Source organism: Symbioplanes lichenis, from assembly GCF_030709675.1.
Classification (GTDB): Bacteria; Actinomycetota; Actinomycetes; order Mycobacteriales; family Micromonosporaceae; genus Actinoplanes; species Actinoplanes lichenis.
The window spans coordinates 87726-107225 of the sequence record NZ_JAUZQD010000012.1; the positions used below are offsets into that span (position 1 = coordinate 87726).

General features: G+C 72.9%; 19 protein-coding genes. 9 read left to right on the top strand and 10 right to left on the bottom strand.

The genetic code is table 11. The annotated features are described in order from the left end of the window. Positions 1–67 precede the first annotated feature (67 nt). On the top strand, positions 68–1132 hold the full coding sequence (sepH, locus tag RAN62_RS27425; protein ID WP_305787665.1) for a septation protein SepH: 1065 nt from the start codon (positions 68–70) through the stop codon (positions 1130–1132). On the opposite strand, the gene thpR is transcribed toward sepH, so the two are convergent. From thpR to RAN62_RS27440, 3 genes are all read right to left on the bottom strand, one after another. Continuing rightward, positions 1129–1581: an RNA 2',3'-cyclic phosphodiesterase gene (gene thpR / locus RAN62_RS27430; RefSeq protein WP_305787666.1), complete on the bottom strand. Its 453-nt coding sequence runs from the start codon at positions 1579–1581 to the stop codon at positions 1129–1131. The genes sepH and thpR overlap by 4 nt on opposite strands. 18 nt (positions 1582–1599) lie before the next feature. Then, positions 1600–2052 carry a hypothetical protein gene (locus tag RAN62_RS27435; protein WP_305787863.1) on the bottom strand — a complete coding sequence of 151 codons (453 nt, stop codon included), beginning with the start codon at positions 2050–2052 and terminating at the stop codon, positions 1600–1602. Positions 2053–2191: 139 nt separating this feature from the next. Continuing rightward, complete coding sequence (locus RAN62_RS27440; RefSeq protein ID WP_305787667.1) at positions 2192–3373, bottom strand: CynX/NimT family MFS transporter; 1182 nt, start codon at positions 3371–3373, stop codon at positions 2192–2194. A 23-nt stretch (positions 3374–3396) separates the two neighbouring features. Between RAN62_RS27440 and RAN62_RS27445 the strand changes: the two genes are divergently transcribed. Further along, positions 3397–4059 (top strand): FadR/GntR family transcriptional regulator, encoded by a 663-nt coding sequence (locus RAN62_RS27445; protein WP_305787668.1) that lies wholly within the window; start codon positions 3397–3399, stop codon positions 4057–4059. Here the strand turns inward: RAN62_RS27445 and RAN62_RS27450 are convergent. The 3 genes from RAN62_RS27450 to RAN62_RS27460 all read right to left on the bottom strand — a co-directional run bounded on the left by RAN62_RS27450 (position 4048) and on the right by RAN62_RS27460 (position 7471). Next, a complete protein-coding gene (locus tag RAN62_RS27450) occupies positions 4048–5403 on the bottom strand; it encodes an MFS transporter (protein WP_305787669.1) in 1356 nt (451 codons plus the stop codon). The genes RAN62_RS27445 and RAN62_RS27450 overlap by 12 nt on opposite strands. Before the next feature lie 70 nt (positions 5404–5473). After that, positions 5474–5917 (bottom strand): MarR family winged helix-turn-helix transcriptional regulator, encoded by a 444-nt coding sequence (locus tag RAN62_RS27455; RefSeq protein WP_305787864.1) that lies wholly within the window; start codon positions 5915–5917, stop codon positions 5474–5476. A gap of 75 nt (positions 5918–5992) precedes the next feature. Then, positions 5993–7471: an NCS2 family permease gene (locus RAN62_RS27460; protein ID WP_305787670.1), complete on the bottom strand. Its 1479-nt coding sequence runs from the start codon at positions 7469–7471 to the stop codon at positions 5993–5995. Positions 7472–7722: 251 nt separating this feature from the next. On the opposite strand from RAN62_RS27460, the gene RAN62_RS27465 reads away from it, so the two are divergent. The 3 genes from RAN62_RS27465 to RAN62_RS27475 all read left to right on the top strand — a co-directional run bounded on the left by RAN62_RS27465 (position 7723) and on the right by RAN62_RS27475 (position 10450). Further along, positions 7723–7935, top strand: coding sequence for a DUF2530 domain-containing protein (locus RAN62_RS27465; protein ID WP_305787865.1), 213 nt, complete (start codon positions 7723–7725; stop codon positions 7933–7935). Positions 7936–7965: 30 nt separating this feature from the next. After that, the gene (locus RAN62_RS27470) at positions 7966–9042 is read left to right on the top strand and encodes a helix-turn-helix transcriptional regulator (RefSeq protein ID WP_305787671.1); all 1077 of its coding nucleotides are present in this window, start codon (positions 7966–7968) and stop codon (positions 9040–9042) included. A gap of 61 nt (positions 9043–9103) precedes the next feature. Then, positions 9104–10450, top strand: a complete 1347-nt coding sequence (locus RAN62_RS27475) for an amidohydrolase family protein (protein WP_305787672.1) — start codon at positions 9104–9106, stop codon at positions 10448–10450. A 1-nt stretch (position 10451) separates the two neighbouring features. On the opposite strand, the gene RAN62_RS27480 is transcribed toward RAN62_RS27475, so the two are convergent. Continuing rightward, entirely contained in the window at positions 10452–11276 is an 825-nt protein-coding gene (locus RAN62_RS27480; RefSeq protein WP_305787673.1) for a DUF3027 domain-containing protein, read from the bottom strand. 82 nt (positions 11277–11358) lie between these two features. On the opposite strand from RAN62_RS27480, the gene RAN62_RS27485 reads away from it, so the two are divergent. The 3 genes from RAN62_RS27485 (at position 11359) to RAN62_RS27495 (ending at position 15269) form a co-directional block, all read left to right on the top strand. Then, positions 11359–13308, top strand: a complete 1950-nt coding sequence (locus tag RAN62_RS27485; RefSeq protein WP_438874556.1) for an MFS transporter — start codon at positions 11359–11361, stop codon at positions 13306–13308. A gap of 203 nt (positions 13309–13511) precedes the next feature. After that, positions 13512–14342, top strand: coding sequence for a futalosine hydrolase (locus RAN62_RS27490; protein ID WP_305787674.1), 831 nt, complete (start codon positions 13512–13514; stop codon positions 14340–14342). A gap of 105 nt (positions 14343–14447) precedes the next feature. After that, complete coding sequence (locus RAN62_RS27495) at positions 14448–15269, top strand: 1,4-dihydroxy-6-naphtoate synthase (RefSeq protein WP_305787675.1); 822 nt, start codon at positions 14448–14450, stop codon at positions 15267–15269. Between the two features lie 273 nt (positions 15270–15542). Here RAN62_RS27495 and RAN62_RS27500 read toward each other — a convergent pair whose 3' ends face one another. The 3 genes from RAN62_RS27500 to RAN62_RS27510 form a co-directional block, all read right to left on the bottom strand. Continuing rightward, entirely contained in the window at positions 15543–15929 is a 387-nt protein-coding gene (locus tag RAN62_RS27500) for a cold-shock protein (protein WP_305787676.1), read from the bottom strand. 62 nt (positions 15930–15991) lie between these two features. Beyond that, positions 15992–16603 carry an HAD family hydrolase gene (locus RAN62_RS27505; protein ID WP_305787867.1) on the bottom strand — a complete coding sequence of 204 codons (612 nt, stop codon included), beginning with the start codon at positions 16601–16603 and terminating at the stop codon, positions 15992–15994. 32 nt (positions 16604–16635) lie between these two features. Next, positions 16636–16845, bottom strand: a complete 210-nt coding sequence (locus RAN62_RS27510) for a hypothetical protein (protein WP_305787677.1) — start codon at positions 16843–16845, stop codon at positions 16636–16638. A 116-nt stretch (positions 16846–16961) separates the two neighbouring features. Here RAN62_RS27510 and RAN62_RS27515 point away from each other — a divergent pair, with 116 nt between their 5' ends. Next, entirely contained in the window at positions 16962–19340 is a 2379-nt protein-coding gene (locus tag RAN62_RS27515; RefSeq protein ID WP_305787678.1) for a helicase-associated domain-containing protein, read from the top strand. Positions 19341–19500 lie beyond the last annotated feature (160 nt).

Below are 19500 nucleotides of genomic sequence, written 5' to 3' on the forward strand. Positions count from 1 at the left end.
CGGTGTCTGGAAACGCGCCCGGGTGGCTGACTCTCGGGACAGGCCAGCGACGGGACGGAGGCAACGCATGCGGCCGGTACGCTTCGTCGCCCTCTCCGAGGACGGCCAGGCCCTGGTGCTCGCCGACGAGGTCGGCCGGCTCCTCGCCCTGCCCATCGACGACCGGGTCAGCGGCGCCCTGCACCATGAGGGCGGCGCGCCCAGCGCGACAGGCACCGTGGTGGCGATGGCCACAGCGGACGCCCTGCCGTCGCTGTCACCCCGCGACATCCAGGCGCGCATCCGGCAGGGCGAGTCCGCCGAGGACGTCGCCCGCATCGCCGGCGTGCCCGTCGACCGTGTCCTGCGCTATGCGGGCCCGGTGCTGCAGGAGCGGGCCATGCTCGCCCAGCACGCCCGCCGCACCCGGCTGAAGACGTCCGACTCGGGCGCGCCGCTGGCCGAGGTGGTCGACAGCCGGCTGGCCCAGCACGGCATCGACACCGAGAAGATCTCGTGGGACGCGTTCCGCCGCGACGACGGCACCTGGCGCATCGTCGCCACGTGGCCGTCCGGCAAGGCGACCGCCCAGGCGATGTGGGACCTCGACAAGGGCCGCCAGGTCGTCTCGCCCCACGACGACATGGCGCAATACCTCTGCGCCGAGCGCCCGACCCCGATCCTCGGTCAGGAGCCCGCCCCCGAGCGGGGCGAGCGCGGCGGTCACGGCCTGCCCGGGCCGTCCCGCGCCGACCAGCCGTCCTGGGGCCGTGGCCTGCCGGCGACCGACGCGCCGCGCCCCACCCGCGACCCGATCCGGGCCGGCCGCGACGCGCTGCTGGCCTCGCTGGACCGCCCGCTCGACAGCGACCGCCCCGGCCGCTCGCTCGGCCCGGCCGCTCAGGAGACCACCCGCCGCCCGGTCGCCGGGGGCGCTGCCGCCCTCCTCGGCGGCGGGGCCGGCTCGGCCTTCGACGACGACGCCGACCTGCCCAAGGAGGTCCCGGCCGTGCCGAGCCTCGCCGTGCTGCGCCCGCGCCGCACGGGCGCCGAGCAGCCGGAGTCGGACGAGTCGGCCAAGCCCCGCAAGCGCCTCCCGAGCTGGGACGATGTCCTCTTCGGGGGCGGCCCGGCCGCTCGCGAGAGCTCCTAACCGACGGTCCGATAGACGCCCTTGTCGCTGTGGACGAGGGCGATCTCCCGCACCGGCCACACCGGCCCGGCATAGTCCGCGAGGGCCGCGCTCAAGGCGTCGTCATGGCCGTAGGCGACGGTGAGATGCGGCACGAAGGGCCGCGGGTCGCTCAGCTCCACCGCGTCCCGCACGGCCGTGGCCAGATCGTCCAGCTCGCCCTCGACCCCGGCCCACGTGACCCGGCGCCCGAAGTCCCCGCCGCCGCGCAACCGCAACTCCCGGCCGCGCGGGACGTCCACTCCGGCGACGGCCGCGCGCAGGGCCGGGAGGCGCGCCTCCGCCACCTCGCCGAGGAAGGCCAGCGTGACGTGCCACTTCTCGACCGGGGTGAGCTTGCCGGCGGGCAGGTGCTGCCGCAGATGCCGGCGCGCTTCCTCCGGCGGGTAGAGAGCCACGAACAACCGCATCGCTCCACGATCGCACGGTCAGCGCAGCTTGATGCCCGCGGCCTGCAGCTCCTCCTCGACCCGGAGACGCTCCAGCTCCAGATCCCACCCGTCCAGGGCGGAGAGCCGGTGTCGCACCCCCAGGGCCTCGCTGGCCAGCGACAACCGGTCGTCATAGGCGCGCAGCACGGCATCGCGCCACCGCACCGATCCGCAGGACGGCCCGCTCGTCCGTTGCCGCCCGAGCCGGCGCAGGTCGGCGGCGACTTCCTCGATGCAGGGCCGGGCCGTGGCCACCGGGGCCCAGGCGGGCGCGCCCATCCATTCGTCGAGGACCCGCAGCGTGACGTCGTCGGCGGGCGTGAGGCAGCCCGGCGTGCGGCGGGCGAGCACCCGCTGCACGGCCCGCTTCTCGCGGCAGACGACGGCCACGAGGATCGGCAGGAGCACCGACCCCACGAGCACCGTCGCAAGCACACCGATGTGCGTCATGGCCACGGGCCGACGCTAAAGCTTCCGCAAGGAGAACAGACAGAGCCATTCGGATGACTTGACCTGCCAGAATCCGCGCCGGGGCGCATTTCTCACCCGCTGAGCCGGGCGCGACACGCGGCGTACAGGGGCCGCGCCGTCAGCCGATGCGGCGATCCCGGCCGGCGATCCAGCCCGCGACCATCTGCGGCACCGTGAGGATCGCCATCAGGGTCATCGGGATGCCCCACGTCCCGTTGTGCTCGTAGAGCGCCCCGACCACGATCGGCCCCGGGATCGAGATCAGATAGCCGGTGCTCTGCGCGAACGCCGACAGCCGGACCACCACGGACGGCGTCCGGCCCCGCATGGCGATCATCGTCAGCGCCACCGGGAAGGCACAGTTCGCGATGCCGAGACAGATCGCCCAGAGCAGCGGCGCGCCGGCGGGGCTGACGGCAAGCCCGATGTACCCGGCGAGGCCGAAGATTCCGATGCCCACGACGATCTCGCTCTGGCGGGGCATCCGACCGGCCACCGCGGACAGCGCGAAGGACAGTGGCACGCCGAGCACCGAGGTCAGCGCGAAGAGCAGACCAGCGGTCGAGGCCGAGAGACCCGCGTCGCGGAAGACCTGCGGCAGCCAGCCCATGATCACGTACGCGGCGGTGGACTGCAGCCCGAAGAACACGGCGAGCGCCCACGCGAGCGGCGAGCGCCGCAACTGGACGGGCACCTCGCCGGCCGGCGGCGGGGCGGCGGAGCGCTCGCGGGCCAGCATGATCCACGACGGCAGGGCCAGCGCCGCGATGAGCGCCCAGATGCCCAGCCCCAGCCGCCAGTCGTCGCCGAACGCCGAGGTCAGCGGCACAGTCACGGCGGCGGCCACGGACGCCCCGAGGTTGAGCGCGACCGAGTAGAGCCCGGTCATGAAGCCGACCTTGTCGGGGAACCGCTGCTTGACGACGACCGGGAGCAGCACGTTGGCGAGGGCGATGCCCGCGAGCGCCAGCGCCGTCAGGGCGAGGAAGAGCGGCGTACCGGAAGCGAAGGGCCGGACCGCCAGGCCGAGGGTGAGCGCACCCACCCCGATCGCCACGGCCCCGCTCGTGCCCCAGCGCCGGGCGACGAGGGGCGCGGCCGAGCCGACCAGGGCGAAGCACACCGACGGTACGGACGTCAGCAACCCCGCCACGGCCGCGTTCATGCCGAGGCTCGCGCGCACCTCCTCGAGCACCGGGCCCAGGCTCGTGACGGCGGGCCGGAGGTTGATCGCGGCCAGCAGCAGTCCGGTGGCCGCCAGAACCCGTCCGCCGGTGCGGATGCCGCTGGTAGTCGTCATGCCGCCCATCATAGAATCATGGGATGAATCTGGGCCCCGTACCGCGAGCGGAATCACTGTCCGGCCGCGTCATCGCCCGGCTCCGGCAGCAGATCACGTCGGGTGCGTGGCCCGTCGGCTCGCGCATCCCCACCGAGCCCGAGCTGGTCGCGGAGCTGGGCGTCGCCCGCAACACGATCCGCGAGGCGGTGCGCGCCCTCGCCCACAACGGGCTGCTCGACATCCGGCAGGGCTCCGGCACCTATGTCGCCGCCACGAGCGAGCTGGCCGGCGTCATGCAGCGCCGGTTCGCGGCGGCCGACCCCGCGCACGTCCGCGAGCTGCGCCGCACCCTCGAGGTCGCCGCCGCCGGGTCCGCGGCCCGCCGGCGCACCGAGGAGGACCTGGACCGGCTCGACTCGCTCTACGCCCAGCGCGAGCGGGCGTGGGCCGCCGGTGACCGCGACGGATTCGTCGACGGCGACGCGGCCTTTCACCGGGCGGTCGTCGCCGCGTCGCACAACGAGGTGCTGATCGAGCTCTACGCGGACCTGGCGCAGGTCATCCGCGAGTCGCTGAGCGGGCACTTCGGCGCCGCGCTGCGCCCCGAGGAGTGGATGGACCACAGCCGCCTGGTGGAGGCGATCCGGGCGTCCGACCCGGTCGCCGCCACCACGGAAGCGTCGGCGCACCTCTCAGGCGACTGAGAGCCGTCGCTCGTCGTCCTCCGTCTTGTCCGCGGCCGCTGCCACCGGCGTCGTGGTCGGCGCCGGGAGCGGCTCCTCGGCCCGCACCAGCACCAGCCGCCGCGACCCCTTGTGCCGGGCGATCCGGTCGCCGCTGGCCCGCAGCTGCCACACCAGGGCCGCGATCCCGGCGACGAAGCAGAAGATGCCCGCCGCCCAGATGCTCGACGGCACCCCGTAGTGCTCGCCCCACCAGCCGGCCAGCGACGCGCCGATCGGCGTGGTGCCCAGGAAGACCAGCACGTAGAGCGCCATGACCCGGCCCCGGAACTCGGCGTCCACGCCCATCTGCACCCGGTGGTTGGCCGCCTGGGCCAGATAGATCGAGAAGAACCCGGTCGGCACCAGCAGGATCAGCGCGACCACGAAATTCGGCGCGAACCCGACGGCGAACTCGAACAACCCGAACAGGATCGCCGCGCCGACCACCAGGTAGGCCCCCGGCCGCTTGCGCCGCCCGCTCCCGGCCAGGGCGCCCGCGAGCGCGCCGACCGCGAGAGCCGTGGTGAGCAGCCCGAACGACGACGGCCCGGCGTTGAAGTTGATCTTTGCCAGGGCCGCCAGGGTCACCGGGAAGTTGAAGCCGATCATCCCGACGCCGGCCATCAGCACCACGGGCAGCAGCAGGTCGTGGCGCCGCCAGACGTACTTGAGACCGTCGACGACGCGGGCCTCGTCCGAGCTCTTGCGCTTGGCGTTGCCGTAGAGATCGGCGGGACGCATCGCCACGTACGTGAAAATGGGCGCGACCGCCAGCAGCGTGCTGATCACGAAGACCGGCCCGGTGCCGACCAGGGCCAGCGCCACGCCCGCGAGGGCGGGGCCGCCGATGCGCGCGGTGTTGAAGGTGGCCGCGGAGAGCGCCAGGGCGTTGGGCAGCAGCGGCAGCTCGACGAGCTCGGAGACGAAGGCCTGCCGCACCGGCGTCTCGACCGAGTTCGCGATGCCGAAGAGCAGGGCGAAGAGATAGACGTGCCAGAGCACGATGACGCCCGCCGCGACCAGGATCGCGAAGACGATCGCCGTGACCGCGAAGACGGTGTTGGCGATGATCAGCAGCTTGCGCTTGTCGAAGCGGTCGGCGAGCTTGCCGCTGTAGAGCGTGAGCAACAGCACCGGCACGAACTGCAGCGCGGTCACGGTGCCGAGCGCGCCCGGCGAGTTGCCGGACAGGTCGAGCACCAGCCAGTCCTGCGCCGTGAACATCATCCAGACGCCGACCAGCTTCACGAGCTGGCCGAGGCTGAACAGCCGGTAGTTCCGAACCTGCAAGGACCGGAAAGTCGTGCCCACCACTGGCGCCACCAGGTGGCCTCCTCGTCACATCACGTACGCGTCATCGCCACGTGACGGAACGACGGGAGGCGGCCGCGCCTCAGGCCTTGGCCACCTGCTGGAGGATCTCCGCGGCCCGGGTCAGGGTGTCGCGCTCGTCCTCGGTCAGCTCCTGCAGGTGCCGGGCCAGCCACTCGTTGCGTTGCTTCTCGAACTGACCGAAGACGGCCCGCCCCCGCTCGGTCGCCGCCAGGATCACCTGGCGGCGGTCCGTCGGGTGCGGGGTCCGCTCGATCAGCCCGCGCTCCTCCAGCTTGCCGACGATCTTGGTCATCGTCGGCGGCTGGACGCGCTCGACATCCGCCAGCTCGCGCGGCGTCAGCGCGCCGGCCAGCTGGAGGCTGGTCAGCGCGGAGAGCTGACTGAAGGTCAGGTCGCCGACGGGCCGGCTCTGCCGCACCCGCCGATTGAGCCGGTGAATGGCTTCACGCAGCGCCACAGCGAGCTCCTCGGCTGTCAACCGATCCGCCACCGACCGCTCCATCACAGTTACTTAGCCTAGCTAATGAGCTAGGCTAACGACATCGTTTACACGTATGACGGTAGTCATAGGCGTTTTTCAGAGGAGCACAGCCTCCAACGGGCCGCGCAGGAAGTACAGGACGAAGAGCGCAGCCACGCCGTAAAGGATTGGGTGCACCTCGCGCGCCTTGCCCACGGCCAGCTTGATGACCACGTAGGAGATGACGCCCGCCCCGATCCCGTTCGAGATCGAATAGGTGAAGGGCATCAGGGTGATCGCCAGGAACGACGGGATCGCGATCTCGTAGTCCGTCCAGTCGATGTTCCGGACGCCCATCATCATCAGGAAGCCGACCACCACGAGCGCGGTCGACGCCGCCTCGAAGGGCACGACCGTCACCAGCGGCGCGAGGAACATCGCCAGCAGGAAGAGCACGCCGGTGACGAGGTTCGCCGCCCCCGTACGCGCGCCCTCGGCGACACCCGACGCGCTCTCGATGAACGACGTGTTGCTCGACACGCTCGCCGCGCCACCGGCGGCCGCGGCGACGGAGTCCACGAGCAGGATCTCGCGCGTACGCGGGGGCATGCCGTCGGGGCGGATGAGGCCGCCCTCCTGACCGACCGCCACCATCGTGCCCATCGTGTCGAAGAAGTCGGTCACCAGGAGCGTGAAGACGAACATCAGCACCACCAGCCAGCCGGCCCGCCCCCACGAGTCGAGCACGTTGAAGTGGCCGAGCAGCGACAGGTCCGGCAGGTCCACGATCTTGTCGGGCAGCGTCGGCACGTTGAGCGACCAGCCCTTGGCGTTGGGCTGCCCGTTCACGAACGACGGCCCGATGTTGCCGATCGCCTCCACGATGATCGCCAGCACGGTCGTCGCCAGGATCCCGATCAGGATGGCGCCCTTCACCCGCCGCACGAAGAGCACGATCGTCAGCAGCAGGCCCACGCAGAAGACCAGCAGCGGCCAGCTCGACAGCACCCCGCCGATGCCCAGCTCGACCGGCACGGTGGTGCCCGACGCGTCCGGGATCCGCCGCACGAACCCGGCGTCCACCAGACCGATGATCATCAGGAAGAGCCCGATGCCGACGCCGATCGCGGTCTTGAGCGCCGTGGGCACGGCCCGGAAGACGGCCTCCCGCAGCCCGGTCAGCACCAGGACGGCGATCAGCACACCCTCGATGACGACCAGACCCATCGCGTCGGCCCAGGTCATCTCGGGCGCGATCTCGTACGCGACCAGCGCGTTCACGCCCAGCCCGGCCGCCAGCGCGAGCGGGAAGCGCGCCACGACGCCCATGAGGATCGTCATCACGCCCGCCACGAGCGCCGTACCGGCGGCCAGGGCCGTGACGGGCAGCTGCGCGCCGGTGGCGTCCACCCCCGCCGCCAGGATCAGCGGGTTGAGCACCACGATGTAGGCCATCGTGAAGAAGGTGGCGAACCCGCCACGCACCTCCCGCCCCAGGGTCGAGCCCCGGGCCGAGATCTCGAAATACCGATCAAAACCGTTTTTCGGCGTACGACCGGACGAGCCGGCCGTGGTCTCGGCAGCGGTAGTGGACACGGGCAGCCCCCAGCGGGTCCTCGGAGAGATCGTTGCTACCTGCATCTCAGCAGTGCTGAGAGTTCGTTGAAAGAACGGAAGTGTTACAACCCTCACGCGTCCCCACGAGCGATCACGTCCGGACGTACGCTCATGACGTGGCCGACCTGTCCCCCGCATCCGAGACCGCAGCCGAGACAGCAGCCGCGCGTCCGCACGGTCTGGACGTGGTGACCGGCAGCAAGCCCCGCCCCGAGCCCCTCGACCCGCCGATGGTCCCCTTCGCGATCGGCGGCATGCTCGCCTTCGCCGTCGCCGCCCTGATCTGCTGGCTGGCCGGCGCCCCCGACCTGTGGTGGCAAACCGGCGTGGCCGGCGTCATCGTCGGCATCCCGGGCCTGATCACGATGCTCCGCCACGACGCCAACCGCCGCCGCCGGCGCGCTCTGTCCCATCCCGAGTTCACGGTCGACGACCCGGCCTGATCCCTTGGCGGGCCGTGCTTGACTCGCGGCATGACTCACCTTGCCGAGGCCTTCGCCCGGGCCTGCCGGGACGCCGGATCCGAGCTCGCCCTCTTCGAGGGAGTCTCCCGGCAGCTGCGCGAGCTGGTGCCGTTCGACGGGGCAGCCCTCTTCGCCGCCGACCCGGCGACACTGATGGGCACCAGCGCGGTCCGCGTCGAAAATGTCGAGCACAGTCTCTGCGACACCTACTGGGAGCGGGAGTTCCTGGTCGAGGACGAGCTCCTGTTCCGCGACGTCGCCCGCAGCTCTCCGGGGGTGGGGACACTCTACGAGACCACCGGCGACCGCCCTGACCGCAGCGCGCGCTACCGGGAGTACCTGGCCCCGCAGGGCTACGGCGACGAGTTGCGGGCGGCCTTCCGGCTCGGCGGCACGACGTGGGGCCTGCTGGACCTCTACCGGGATCGGTCACGGAAGGCCTTCACGAGGCGCGAACGCGACCAAGTCCGGCAGCTCGCCCCCGTGGTGGCGGGCGCCCTGCGCGGCTTCGCGGCCCGGACCCCGGTGGCCTCGGCCGACGGTGGGCCAGGCACGGCGCTGTTCGACGACCGGGGCGTCCTCCTGTCCCTCGATGCCGCGGCCGAGCGGCTCTTCGAGGAGATCGGCGGGGCGCGCTGGCTGACCTTCCCCGTGGCGATGACGCCGGTACGCTCGGTGGCCGCCCGCGCCGGAGCCGTGGCCCTGGGCCGGGACCGTGGCCCCGCTCAGCTGCGCCTGCGGGCAGCGTCCGGCCGATGGCTGGTCCTGCACGGCTCGTGCCTGCGGCGGCCGGACGGGTCGCAGGGGCCGGTCGCAGTCACCGTCGAGCCGGCACGGTCGGAGCAGATCGCGCCCATCATGGTGGAGGCCTACTCGCTGACTCCGCGCGAGCAGCAGGTGACCCGGGCGGTGGCGCGCGGGCTGTCCAGCCAGGAGATCGCCGCCGAGCTCGTCCTGTCGGCGCACACCGTCCGGGACTATCTCAAGACCATCTTCACGAAGGTCGGGGTGAGCAGCCGCGGTGAGCTCGTCGCCAAGCTGCACGCCTCGCTGCCGTTCGAGACCGCGGAGATGGTCGAGCGGTAACCGGCCGATTCCCCGCAATCGAGGGGTACTCCCCGCGGGGCGCCGCCACCAGAGTGGGGTCATGAACATTTCGGATCGGCTCGTGCCCGGCGACTGGACACCGGGGCGCAGCATGATGCTCAGCGGCGCGAGTGTCATCACCATGGACCCCGAGGCGGGCGACTTCGTCGGCGACGTGGTCGTCACGGGCGACACCATCACCGCCGCCGGCCCCGGCGCCGGCTCGACGGCACCGGACGACGCGCTGGTCGTCGACGCCACCGGCACGGTGATCATCCCGGGGCTGGTCGACGGTCATGTGCACGCGTGGGAGGGCGCGCTGCGGGGCGTTTCGCCGGACAGCGACATCATGGCGTACCTCAATCTGACCCACACGACACTGGCGCCGCTCATGACGCCGGAGGACGTGGCGATCGGCGAGCGGGTCACCACTGTGCGCGCCCTCGAGCAGGGCGTCACGACCATCGTCGACAACAGTCACAACGTACGCAGCCTGGAGCACGGACAGGCGGTGCTCGCCACGCTCCGCGAATCCGGCCTGCGTGCGGTCCTCGCCGCCGGCGTGGGGATGGGACAGCCGGACTCCCACTTGGCCAAGGCGGTGCTCGCGCTGCGGGACTCGGCGGCCGGCGATCCCCGGATCACCGTACGGCTGATGGAGCTGGCGCCGTCGCCGGCCGGCCTGCGCTTCAGCGTGGAGAACGGTGTCGGACTGGTCGCCGAGACGCTCGCGGGCATGGGCGACCTGGACGCGGCCCTGACCCCGGAACTGCTGCACGACCAGGTCACCCTCGACCACGTGATCGGCTTGAGCGACGCGCACTGGCGGGCGATCGCCGAGACGGGCGCCGCGGTGGCACTGGCGCCGCGCTCCGACCCGCACTACGCGCTCGCGGTGGCCAGCCCGGTCCTGGCCGCGAACCGCTTCGGCGTCCAGGAGGCGATCAGCACCGACAACGAGTTCGAGTACGGCAGCGACATCTTCGGCGAGATGCGGGCGCTGATGAGTGCGCAGCGCGGCCACGCGTTCGCCGGCGGACCCGGCACCCCTCGCCCGTACGGGGTCCGCGACGCCCTGCGGGCCGCGACCCTCGGTGGCGCCCGGGCCGCCGGGCTGACCGGGCGGATCGGCGTGCTCGCCGCCGGGGCTCAGGCCGACCTGACCGTGATCTCGCTGAGCCGGCTGCGCCCGATCGCCTCACACCTCGGGGCCGTGGTCAGCTACGCCGAGTCCCAGGACGTCACCGCGGTCGTCGTCGACGGGGTGCCGCGCAAGTGGGCCGGCGAGGTGCTCGGCGTCGACCGCGCGGAGCTCGCCCGTCTCGCGGAAGCCAGCCGCGACCGGATCCTCGGGCAGGCCGGGGTCGACATCGAAGCCCTGCGCTTCGCCGGGTCACTGCGGCTCTGACTCAGCTGTGGCCGTAGTCCTCGGCCGGCTCGGAGCTTTCGACCGAGCCGTGGGCCCGGCTGACCGCGACGGACTCGACCTCGCTGTCGTCGTAAACGGTGGGCAGCTCCTCGACGGGCTGCTCCGCCGAGCCGAGCAGGGCCTCCGAGTGGGCGCCGCAGCCGTGGTCGGCGCTGACGGCCTTGGCGTCGTCAGGCGCGTAGAGGTTGCCGCAGACGCCGAACATCGTGCGCATCGAGCCGGCCAGCGGCAGATAGAAGCCGCAGGTGCCGCAGCGGGCGTTGCGCGGGGCGGCCTGGGCGATCGGGGCCTCGGGGCCGGCGTCGCCGTCGTACCACCGCTGGGCGGTCTCGATGCGGCCCTCGCGCGACATCACGCGGGAGCGGCCGAGACCCAGCTCCCAGCTGACCTCCTCGACGGCGGCGTCGTCGCTGAGGACGTAGCCCGGGGTGAGCCGGTCGTCGTCGGGCGCGGTCGGCATGAGGTCGCCGACGCCGAGGTCGCCCGGCTGCACCCGCTCATTCCACGGGACCCAGCTCGGGGCGAGCAGGGCGCCGGGGCCGGGCAGCAGGACGGTCTCGCAGACGGTGACGTGCCGGGAGCGTGGGACCCTCGTCACAGTGACGGCCCAGCGCCAGCCCTTGTAGCCGTCCAGGTGGCTCTCGAAGAAGTGGGTCACGACCCGGTCACCCTCGGCCACCACCTCGAGGTGCTCGCCGACGTCCTCGGCGTCCACCTCGGTGATCGCGCCCCTGGCCACCCCGACCGCATCGGCGCAGACCTGGTCGAGTCGGGCAGCACGGCTTCCGGCGATCCTGGTCGTCACGGTTCCATTGTCCCCCACGCCCCGACCGGACCGGCAACGACTCCCCCGAATACGCACCCGCGCGCTGGAGGAGGTGGCACGAATGCGAAAGGATGGGGCGATGCCGCTGCTCCCCACCCTCGGACGCACCGTCGGCACCAGCCTCAAGGCGCTGCGGATACTGGTGCGCGGCGGCGTGCTGGGCAGCGTGTGGGCGACCCGCCGCGTGGGCAGCGCCCGGGCCCGCGGCGCGGCCAACGAGACCGGCATGATCCGGCTCTTCGACCTGCACGCCATCTCGTGCGCCGGCGACACCCTGATCGCGATCGGGCTGGCCGGCACCATCTTCTTCGACGTGCCGCTGGGCGAGGCCCGGAGCAAGGTCGCGCTCTACCTGCTCATCACGATGGTGCCGTTCGCCCTGCTGGCCCCCGTGGTGGGGCCGCTGCTCGACCACTTCCGCCACGGCCGCCGCTATGCGCTCGCCGTGACGATGCTCGGTCGCGCTTTCCTGGCGTACGTGATCGCCAACAACCTCCTGGGCTGGGGCCTCTATCCGGCGGCCTTCGGGGTGCTCGCGCTGTCCCGGGCTTACGGTGTGGCGCGCTCAGCCGCCGTCCCGCGACTCCTTCCCGAGGGCGTCGGGCTGTCGCAGGTCGGCGCCCGCGCGAGTGTCTACGGCACCTTCGCCGGGGCGGTGGTGGCCCCGATCGGCCTGCTCGCCTTCGAGTTCGGTCCGCAGTGGCCGCTGCGCGTCGCCGCCCTGATCTTCCTGGTCGGCGTGGTCATCGCCCTGCGCCTCCCGCCCCGCGCCGACTCCGACCCGCCGGAGGCCGTGCCGCGCCCCTTCCGCGCGATGCTGCGCCTCCCCCGCGGCGAGGACCGTCCCCTGTCCGGCAGCCTGGTGATCAACACGCTGATCGGCAGCGCCAGCTTCCGTTTCCTGTACGGCTTCCTGCTGCTCTACCTGGCCTTCGCCGTCAAGGGCGAGGGGCTCTCGTCGACGTTCTTCGGCTACGACATCGGCAGCCAGGGCGCCGTCGCCCTGGTCGGCGCGGCCCTCGCCGGCGGCACCTTCCTCGCCACGGCGGTCGGCACCCGCCTGCGCATCCGCCGCCCGGCCGCCCTTCAGTCCGGCGGCCTCACCCTGACCGCCGCCCTGGCCATCCTGACGGCGATCTTCTTCTCGCTCCCGATGGTCGCCCTCTTCACCCTGGTCGCCAGCGTCTTCAGCGGCATCTCCAAGCTCGCCGTCGACGCCACCATCCAGGAACGCGTCCCCGAACGCCTCCGGGCCAGCGCCTTCGCCCACTCCGAAACCGTCCTGATGATCGCCTGGGTCCTCGGCGGCGCGGTCGGCATCATCCCCCTCGACGGCCGCCTCGGCATCATCATCGCCGCCACCTTCGCCACCGCCGCCGCCGCCCGAGGCCTCCTGGTCGCCACCCGCCTCACCGACCAACGCCTCCACGGCCGCCCGGACGGCGCCCCCGCCTCGGCCCCGACCTCCCCGGCTCCCGCAGGCGCCTCCACCCCCGGCGCGCCCCCGCCGCCCGGCACGGACCCGGTCACGCAGCGCATGCAGCCCCCTCCCGCAGCGGACCCGGCTGCCCAACGCACGCAGCCCTTCCCCCCGACGGACCCGGCCGCCCACCGCACGCAACCTCCTCCGGCAGCGGACTCGCCTGACCAACGGACGCAGCCCCACCCCGCCACCCCGGACGTCGCCACCCCACCCCCGGCCCCCCGCAAACGCCGCCTCTTCTCCCGCACCAAGGCCGGCGGCCCGCCCTCGTCCGAGCCCACCGGAGCCCAGGCGGAGGCCCCCCGCCCCGCGCCAACCCCGCCGCCCCCGACACCGACGCCCGCCCCGACGCCAACCCCAGCGCCGGCCCCGGTGTCCCACGGCAGCACCCGCACCACCAACGAAGGTCCCGCCGAGGAACGCACCGCCCCGCCCGGCTTCCACATCTACCGCCCCACTTCGGCCACCGGCGACATCACCAACAGCCCGGCCCAAGCACCCGAAGGCCCCGACGAGGCAGCCCCGTGACCCACCCATCCACCAGCGGCGCCTCGCCCCGCCCTTCTACCGGCAGCGCCTCATCGCGCCCTTCCGCCGGCAGCACCCCGCCCCAGCCACCCTCCGGCAGCACCCCGCCACTGCCGGCCGCAGGTAGCACCCCACTCCTGCCGGCCGCAGGTAGCACCCCACTCCTGCCGGCCGCAGGTAGCGCCTCACCCCTGCCACCAGCCGTGCGCCGCCTCCTCATCGTCACCGCCGTCGAACCCGAAGCCGCCGCAGTTCGCGCCGGCCTCCCCGCCACGTCAAGGGCCAGCGACCCGAGCCCGCATGCCACCCTCACCGCCACGTCAGAGGCAAACGGCCCGGGCACGCACGCCCCTCCCCCCGCAGCGCCGGAGCGCGAGCCGGAGCGGACCGGCGCCCACACGCAAGCCGGCCCGACCGTCGCCCCGGCGCTGGCCAGCCCGGCCGCGCCGGTGATCGTCCACGTCGAGCCCGTGGGCGTCGGACCCGCGGCAGCCGCAGCCGGAACCGCGCGACTCCTGGCCCTGGCCGAGGCCCGAGGTCTGCCCTACGACGCGGTCATCTGCGCCGGCATCGCCGGAGGCTTCGCCGAACGCGCCCCGGTCGGCGCCACCATCCTCGGCGCCCGCAGCATCGCCGCCGACCTCGGCGCCGAAGCCGGCGACCCCACGCCCGGCGGGCCGGGGTTCTTGTCGATCGAGGAACTTGGCTTCGGCAGCAGTGTCGTGGCCGCCGATGGTGCGCTTCTTGCTGCTCTCTCCGCTGCCCTCCCTCACGCTGTCGTCGGCGACGTGCTCACGCTGGCCACCGTCACCGGCACCGCCGCCACGGCCGACGCCCTGCGGGCGCGCTTCCCCGGGGCGGTGGCTGAGGCGATGGAGGGTCACGGTGTCGCCGTGGCGGCTCAGGGGGCGGGGGTGGCCTTCGTCGAGCTGCGCACGGTCTCGAACCCGGTCGGCCCCCGCGACCGAGCCGCCTGGCGCCTTCGCGAAGCATTCTCCGCCCTCACCGACGCCGTCGCGAAGGCCTGTGGATAACTCTGTGGACAAAGCGCCGCACCGCGGTGTGGCGGATACAACTTGTGGCAAGTCAGACAGCCGTCCATGGGCGTGTCCTGGCCCATCCGTCGTTACCGTGAAGCCGTGGCGCTTTCATTGGCTGTTTCGCCCTGCCCCAACGACACGTTCGTCTTCCATGCTCTCGTGCACGGGCTCATCCCCGCCGCCGAGCCGGTCGACCTGACGTTCGCGGACGTCGACGTGACCAACACCGCGGCCGAGCGGGGCGAGTTCGATCTCGTCAAGGTGAGCTACGCGGCGTTGCCTTGGCTGCTCGACGACTACGAGCTGCTGCCGTGCGGCGGGGCGCTCGGGCGCGGCTGCGGCCCGCTGGTCGTGACCCGCGAGGGCCACGACGGCGACCTGACCGGGTCGACCGTCGCCGTGCCGGGCGATCGCACCACGGCCTACCTGCTGTTCCGCCTCTGGTCGGCCGACAACGCGCCCGCCAAGATCGAGGTCGTGCCGTTCGACCAGATCATGCCGGGCGTCGCCGAGGGGCGGTTCGACGCCGGGCTGGTGATCCACGAGGCGCGCTTCACCTATCAGCGCTACGGGCTGACGTCCCTGGTGGACCTGGGTGAGTGGTGGGAGCGCGACACCGGCCTGCCCATCCCGCTGGGCGCGATCCTGGCCCGCAAAGGCGCCGTCGACCCCGCCGAGGCCGCCGAGTGGATCCGCACCTCGGTGAGCATGGCGTGGGCCGATCCCGATGCGAGCCACGAGTTCGTGCTGGCCAACGCGCAGGAGATGGAGCCGGACGTCGTCCAGCAGCACATCAAGCTCTACGTCAACGAGTTCACCCTCGAGCTCGGCGACGAGGGTCTCGCCGCGGCGGACGCCCTCCTGAGCCGCGCCGCGGCCGCCGGCCTCACCCCGCCGGTCCCGAGCCTGCTGGCCAAGTAGCCACGCCACAAACAGCCCGCCCGAGAAGCGAAACGCCAAGGAAGCCCCGAGAGCGAAGCGCCAAGAAAGCGCCAAGGAACCGGAGCGCCAAGGAAGCGGAGCCGCAAAAGCGACAACGCAGCCACCTGGCGAGCGCCCCGCAGAGACGCAGCCCGCCAAGCGCCACAACGGAGCCGCCAGGAGGAAGCGAGCAGCGCCGGAAGCCAGCAAGCGCCGGAAGCGAGCAAAAGAAACGGCCGCCGGACTCCCGGCGGCCGTTCCTCGAAAGAAATCTCAGATTTCGAGCTCGCGCGCGACCGCGTGCACCAGCTGCGCGATCTTCTGCGCTGTCCGCTTGTCCGGATAGCGCCCGCGGCCCAGGTCCGGCTGCACCTTCGCCTCGAGCACCTTGATCATGTCTTCCACCATGCCGTGCAGCTCGTCGGCCGGCCGGCGCCGCAGCTCGGCCACCGACGGCGGGGCGTCGAGCACCTTCAGGCCGAGGGCCTGAGCGCCCTTGCGGCTGTCGACCACGCCGAACTCGACGCGCTGACCGGCCCGGAGCTCGGCGACCCCGGACGGCAGGGCACCCTTGGGCAGGAACACGTCCCCGCCTTCGTCGCTGGTGACGAACCCGAACCCCTTCGCCGCGTCGTACCACTTCACTCGACCCGTGGGCACCGCTGACCTCAACTTCACTCAATGGACTCGATTGCTCACGGCAAGGTTATCCAGCGGGCGGGTCAGGACCCAACCGTAATCTCGGCCAGCAGACCCGGGAAACCGGTCAAGTCGGGCAAAACGGCAAATGCTCCGGCCGAGGACAGCTCGGACGGGGAACACGGCCCCGTCGCCACGCCGATCCCGGGCACCCCGGCCGTGCGCGCCGCGATCATGTCGCCGGTGTGATCGCCCACGTACCACCGGACGCCGTGCTCCGTGATCGCTGCCGCCTTGCCCTCGGCGAAGAGGTCCCCGGCGAGCTCGTCATAGGGCAACCCGAGGTGCTCCAGATGCAGGGCGGCCAGCCGCCCGAGCTTGGAGGTCACCACCACGACCCGCAACCCCGCCGCCCGTACGGCGGAAAGCGCCGCAACCGCCCCCGGAGTCGGCACCGTCGGGGCGACCGCGAAGTCCGGGTAGAGCCCCCGGTAGAGGTCGACTGCCTCCTCGACCCGCGACTCGGGGAACCATTGCCGGATCTCCTCCCGGAGCGGCGGCCCGAGCCGGCTCACCGCGAGATCGGCGTCGACGAACACGCCCGTCCGCGCGCTGAGCTCCCGATAGGCCGCCCGGATCCCCGGCCGCGAGTCGATCAGCGTCATGTCGAGATCGAATCCGACGGCCGGAGCCAGGGAAATGCCGGAAATGTCCGAAGAGTCCGACCTCACGGAGTCGTGGTCGGCATGTACGTCAGCTTCTCGACCGGCAGCGGGAAGGTCTGGTCGTCCCCGAACGGCGACGGCGCCGCGGCCCGGTCGGACAGGAGCTCCGACACCTCGAGGTGCCCCTCCTTGATCGAGGACTCCCGGCCCGGACCCTGCGTCGCCCGGCCCGCGGGCACCGCCGTACCCGGCATGTTCTTTCCAGCAGCCACGAGAACTCCCCTTGGTCGTCGAGGCGACGCCGGCGGTGTGAGAACGACGACGTCGCGGGACCCGGCCACGCCCCGGACCCATGACCATGGTCCCACGGCGGCTAGCTTTGAATGCGATGGCCACCGCATTCGCCGATCAGTTGCGGGCGCTCCCGGACGAAGCCCTGGGCGCGCTCATCCAGCTGCGCCCTGATCTCGTCGTGCCCGTACCCGCCGATGTCTCCGCCCTCGCCGTGCGCGCCCAGTCCCGGGGCTCGGTGGCCCGCTGCCTGGATGCGCTGGACGAGTTCACGCTGGCGGTGCTCGACGCCGCCCGGCTCAGCCGCGCCGAGGAGACCGCGTTCACCTCGGTCGCGGCGATTCTCGCGCTGACGGCCGACGCCGCGCCCGAGCCTGACGTACGGGCGGCGATCGACCGGCTCCGTGCCCGGTTCCTGCTGCACGGTCCCGAGGAGCAGATGCAGGTCGTCGGCGCGGTCGACGAGGTGACCTCGCCCTATCCGGCGGGCCTCGGGCGCCCCGCGGACTATCTCGATCCGCAGGCTGCGGCGCTGTGTGCGGACAAAGCCAAACTCCGCCGTACGGTGCTCGCGGCCCCCGCCGGCGCGCGAGCGGTGCTGGACCGCCTGGCCGCCGGCCCGCCCGTGGGGGCGCTGAGCGCGGGCGGCCAGGTCGCCGAGCCGGTGCGGTGGCTGATCGACAATCACGTGCTGGTGCCGGTCTCCGAGGTGGGGCGGGCGCCGCGCGCGGACGGCGAGCTGGTGGAGCTGCCCCGCGAGATCGGGATGCTGCTGCGCCGCGAGGCCGGGCCGCTCGGTGAGTTGCGCGCGACGCCGCCGGCGCCCGACGGGCCGATCCGCGATCCGAAGGCCGTCGACTCCGCCGGTGCGGGCCAGGCCATGGAGGCCGTACGCGGCGTCGAGACGCTGCTGGAGGCCCTTGCCGCCGAGCCGGCCGCCGTGCTCAAGACCGGCGGGCTGGGCGTACGGGATCTCAAGCGCCTGAGCCGCGCCGTGGGCGTGGACGAGCCGTCGACCGCCCTGCTGCTCGAGGTCGCCCACACGGCCAGCCTGCTCGGAGAGACGGAGATCACAGGGCAGGCCGAGGTCTTCCTTCCGACCGGCGCCTACGACCTGTGGCGCGCGCTGAGCATCGCGCAGCGATGGGGGACGCTCGCCAACGCCTGGCTGATCATGACGCGGCAGCCGAGCCTGGTCGGGCAGCGCGACGAGCGCGACCGTCCGATCAACGCCCTGGCCCCCGACGCCGAGCGTTCCGGCGCGCCGCAGGCCCGCCGCGAGGTGCTCGCCGTGCTGGCCTCACTGCCCCCGGGCGCCGCGCCCCGGCCCGACGACGTGCTCGCCCTCCTCGCGTGGCAGGCTCCGCGCCGCGCCCGGGGCCGGGAGCAGGCCCATCGCGACGCGCTGACCGGCGCCGCGCTGCTGGGGCTGACCGGGCTGGGCGCCCTGACCTCGTACGGCCGCCTGCTGCAAGCCGGCCCCGACGACGAGGATCCGCTGGGCATCGACCACGTCACGGGCCCGTCCGAGGCCGTGCGGGCGCTCGACGCGCTCGTTCCCGCGCCCGTCGACCACGTGCTCGTGCAGGCCGACCTGTCCGTGGTCGTCCCGGGCCCGCCCGAGCCGGAGCTGGCGGCCGAGCTGGAAGCCGTCGCCGAGCTCGAGTCGGCCGGCGGCGCGAGCGTGCACCGGGTCACGGCGGCCAGCGTGCGGCGGGCGCTCGACATCGGCTATGCGGCCGCCGACCTCCACGCCCTCTTCCAGCGCCGGTCCCGCACCCCGATCCCGCAGGCGCTGACCTATCTGATCGACGACGCCGCCCGCAAGCACGGTGGCCTGCGCGCCGGGTCGGCCGGCTCCTACCTGCGCAGCGACGACGAGGCGCTGGTGACCGAGGTGATGTCCGACCGGCGGCTCGGGTCGCTGTCGTTGCGCCGGCTCGCCCCGACGGTGCTGGTCAGCCCGCTGCAACTGGCCCGGCTGCTGGGCGCCCTGCGCGACGCCGGCTATGCGCCGGTGGCCGAGGACGCCGCCGGCTCCGCGGTGCTGAGCCGGCCCAAGGTACGCCGGGCTCCCACCCGTACCCCCGTCAATGCGCGCCTCGCCGACCAGGCCGGGCCCCCCGTGCTGGCCGGCCCGCGCCTGGCCGGGGTGGTCGAGCAGATCCGCCGCGGCGACCTGGCCACGCGCGCGGCCCGGCGCGCCCCGGTCACCGTGCGGGCGGCCAACGGCCAGAGCGTGCCGGGGCTCACCTCCGTGCAGGCGCACACCCAGGCGATGGCGGTGCTGCAGCAGGCCGTACGCGAGAAGGCGCGCGTCTGGGTCGGCTATGTCGACTCGCACGGGGCGACGCTGTCCCGGCTGGTGCGGCCGGTGTCGCTGAGCGCGGGTTACCTGCGCGCGGAGGACGAGCGCACCGAGACGCTGCACACCTTCGCCCTGCACAGGGTCACCGCCGCCGTGCTGGAGGAGTGAAAGCGGGGATCGCGCGCCCCCGATGCCCTGCCGCGCGCGACCCGTCCGCTACCCGCCGGCGTCCACCACCCCGAAGGCGGTTGCCGCCACAAGAACGTCGATGCCACGACGCCTTGCACAAGTAACGCCTGACCCGGCTGCAGCGTTGCACACCGCTTCA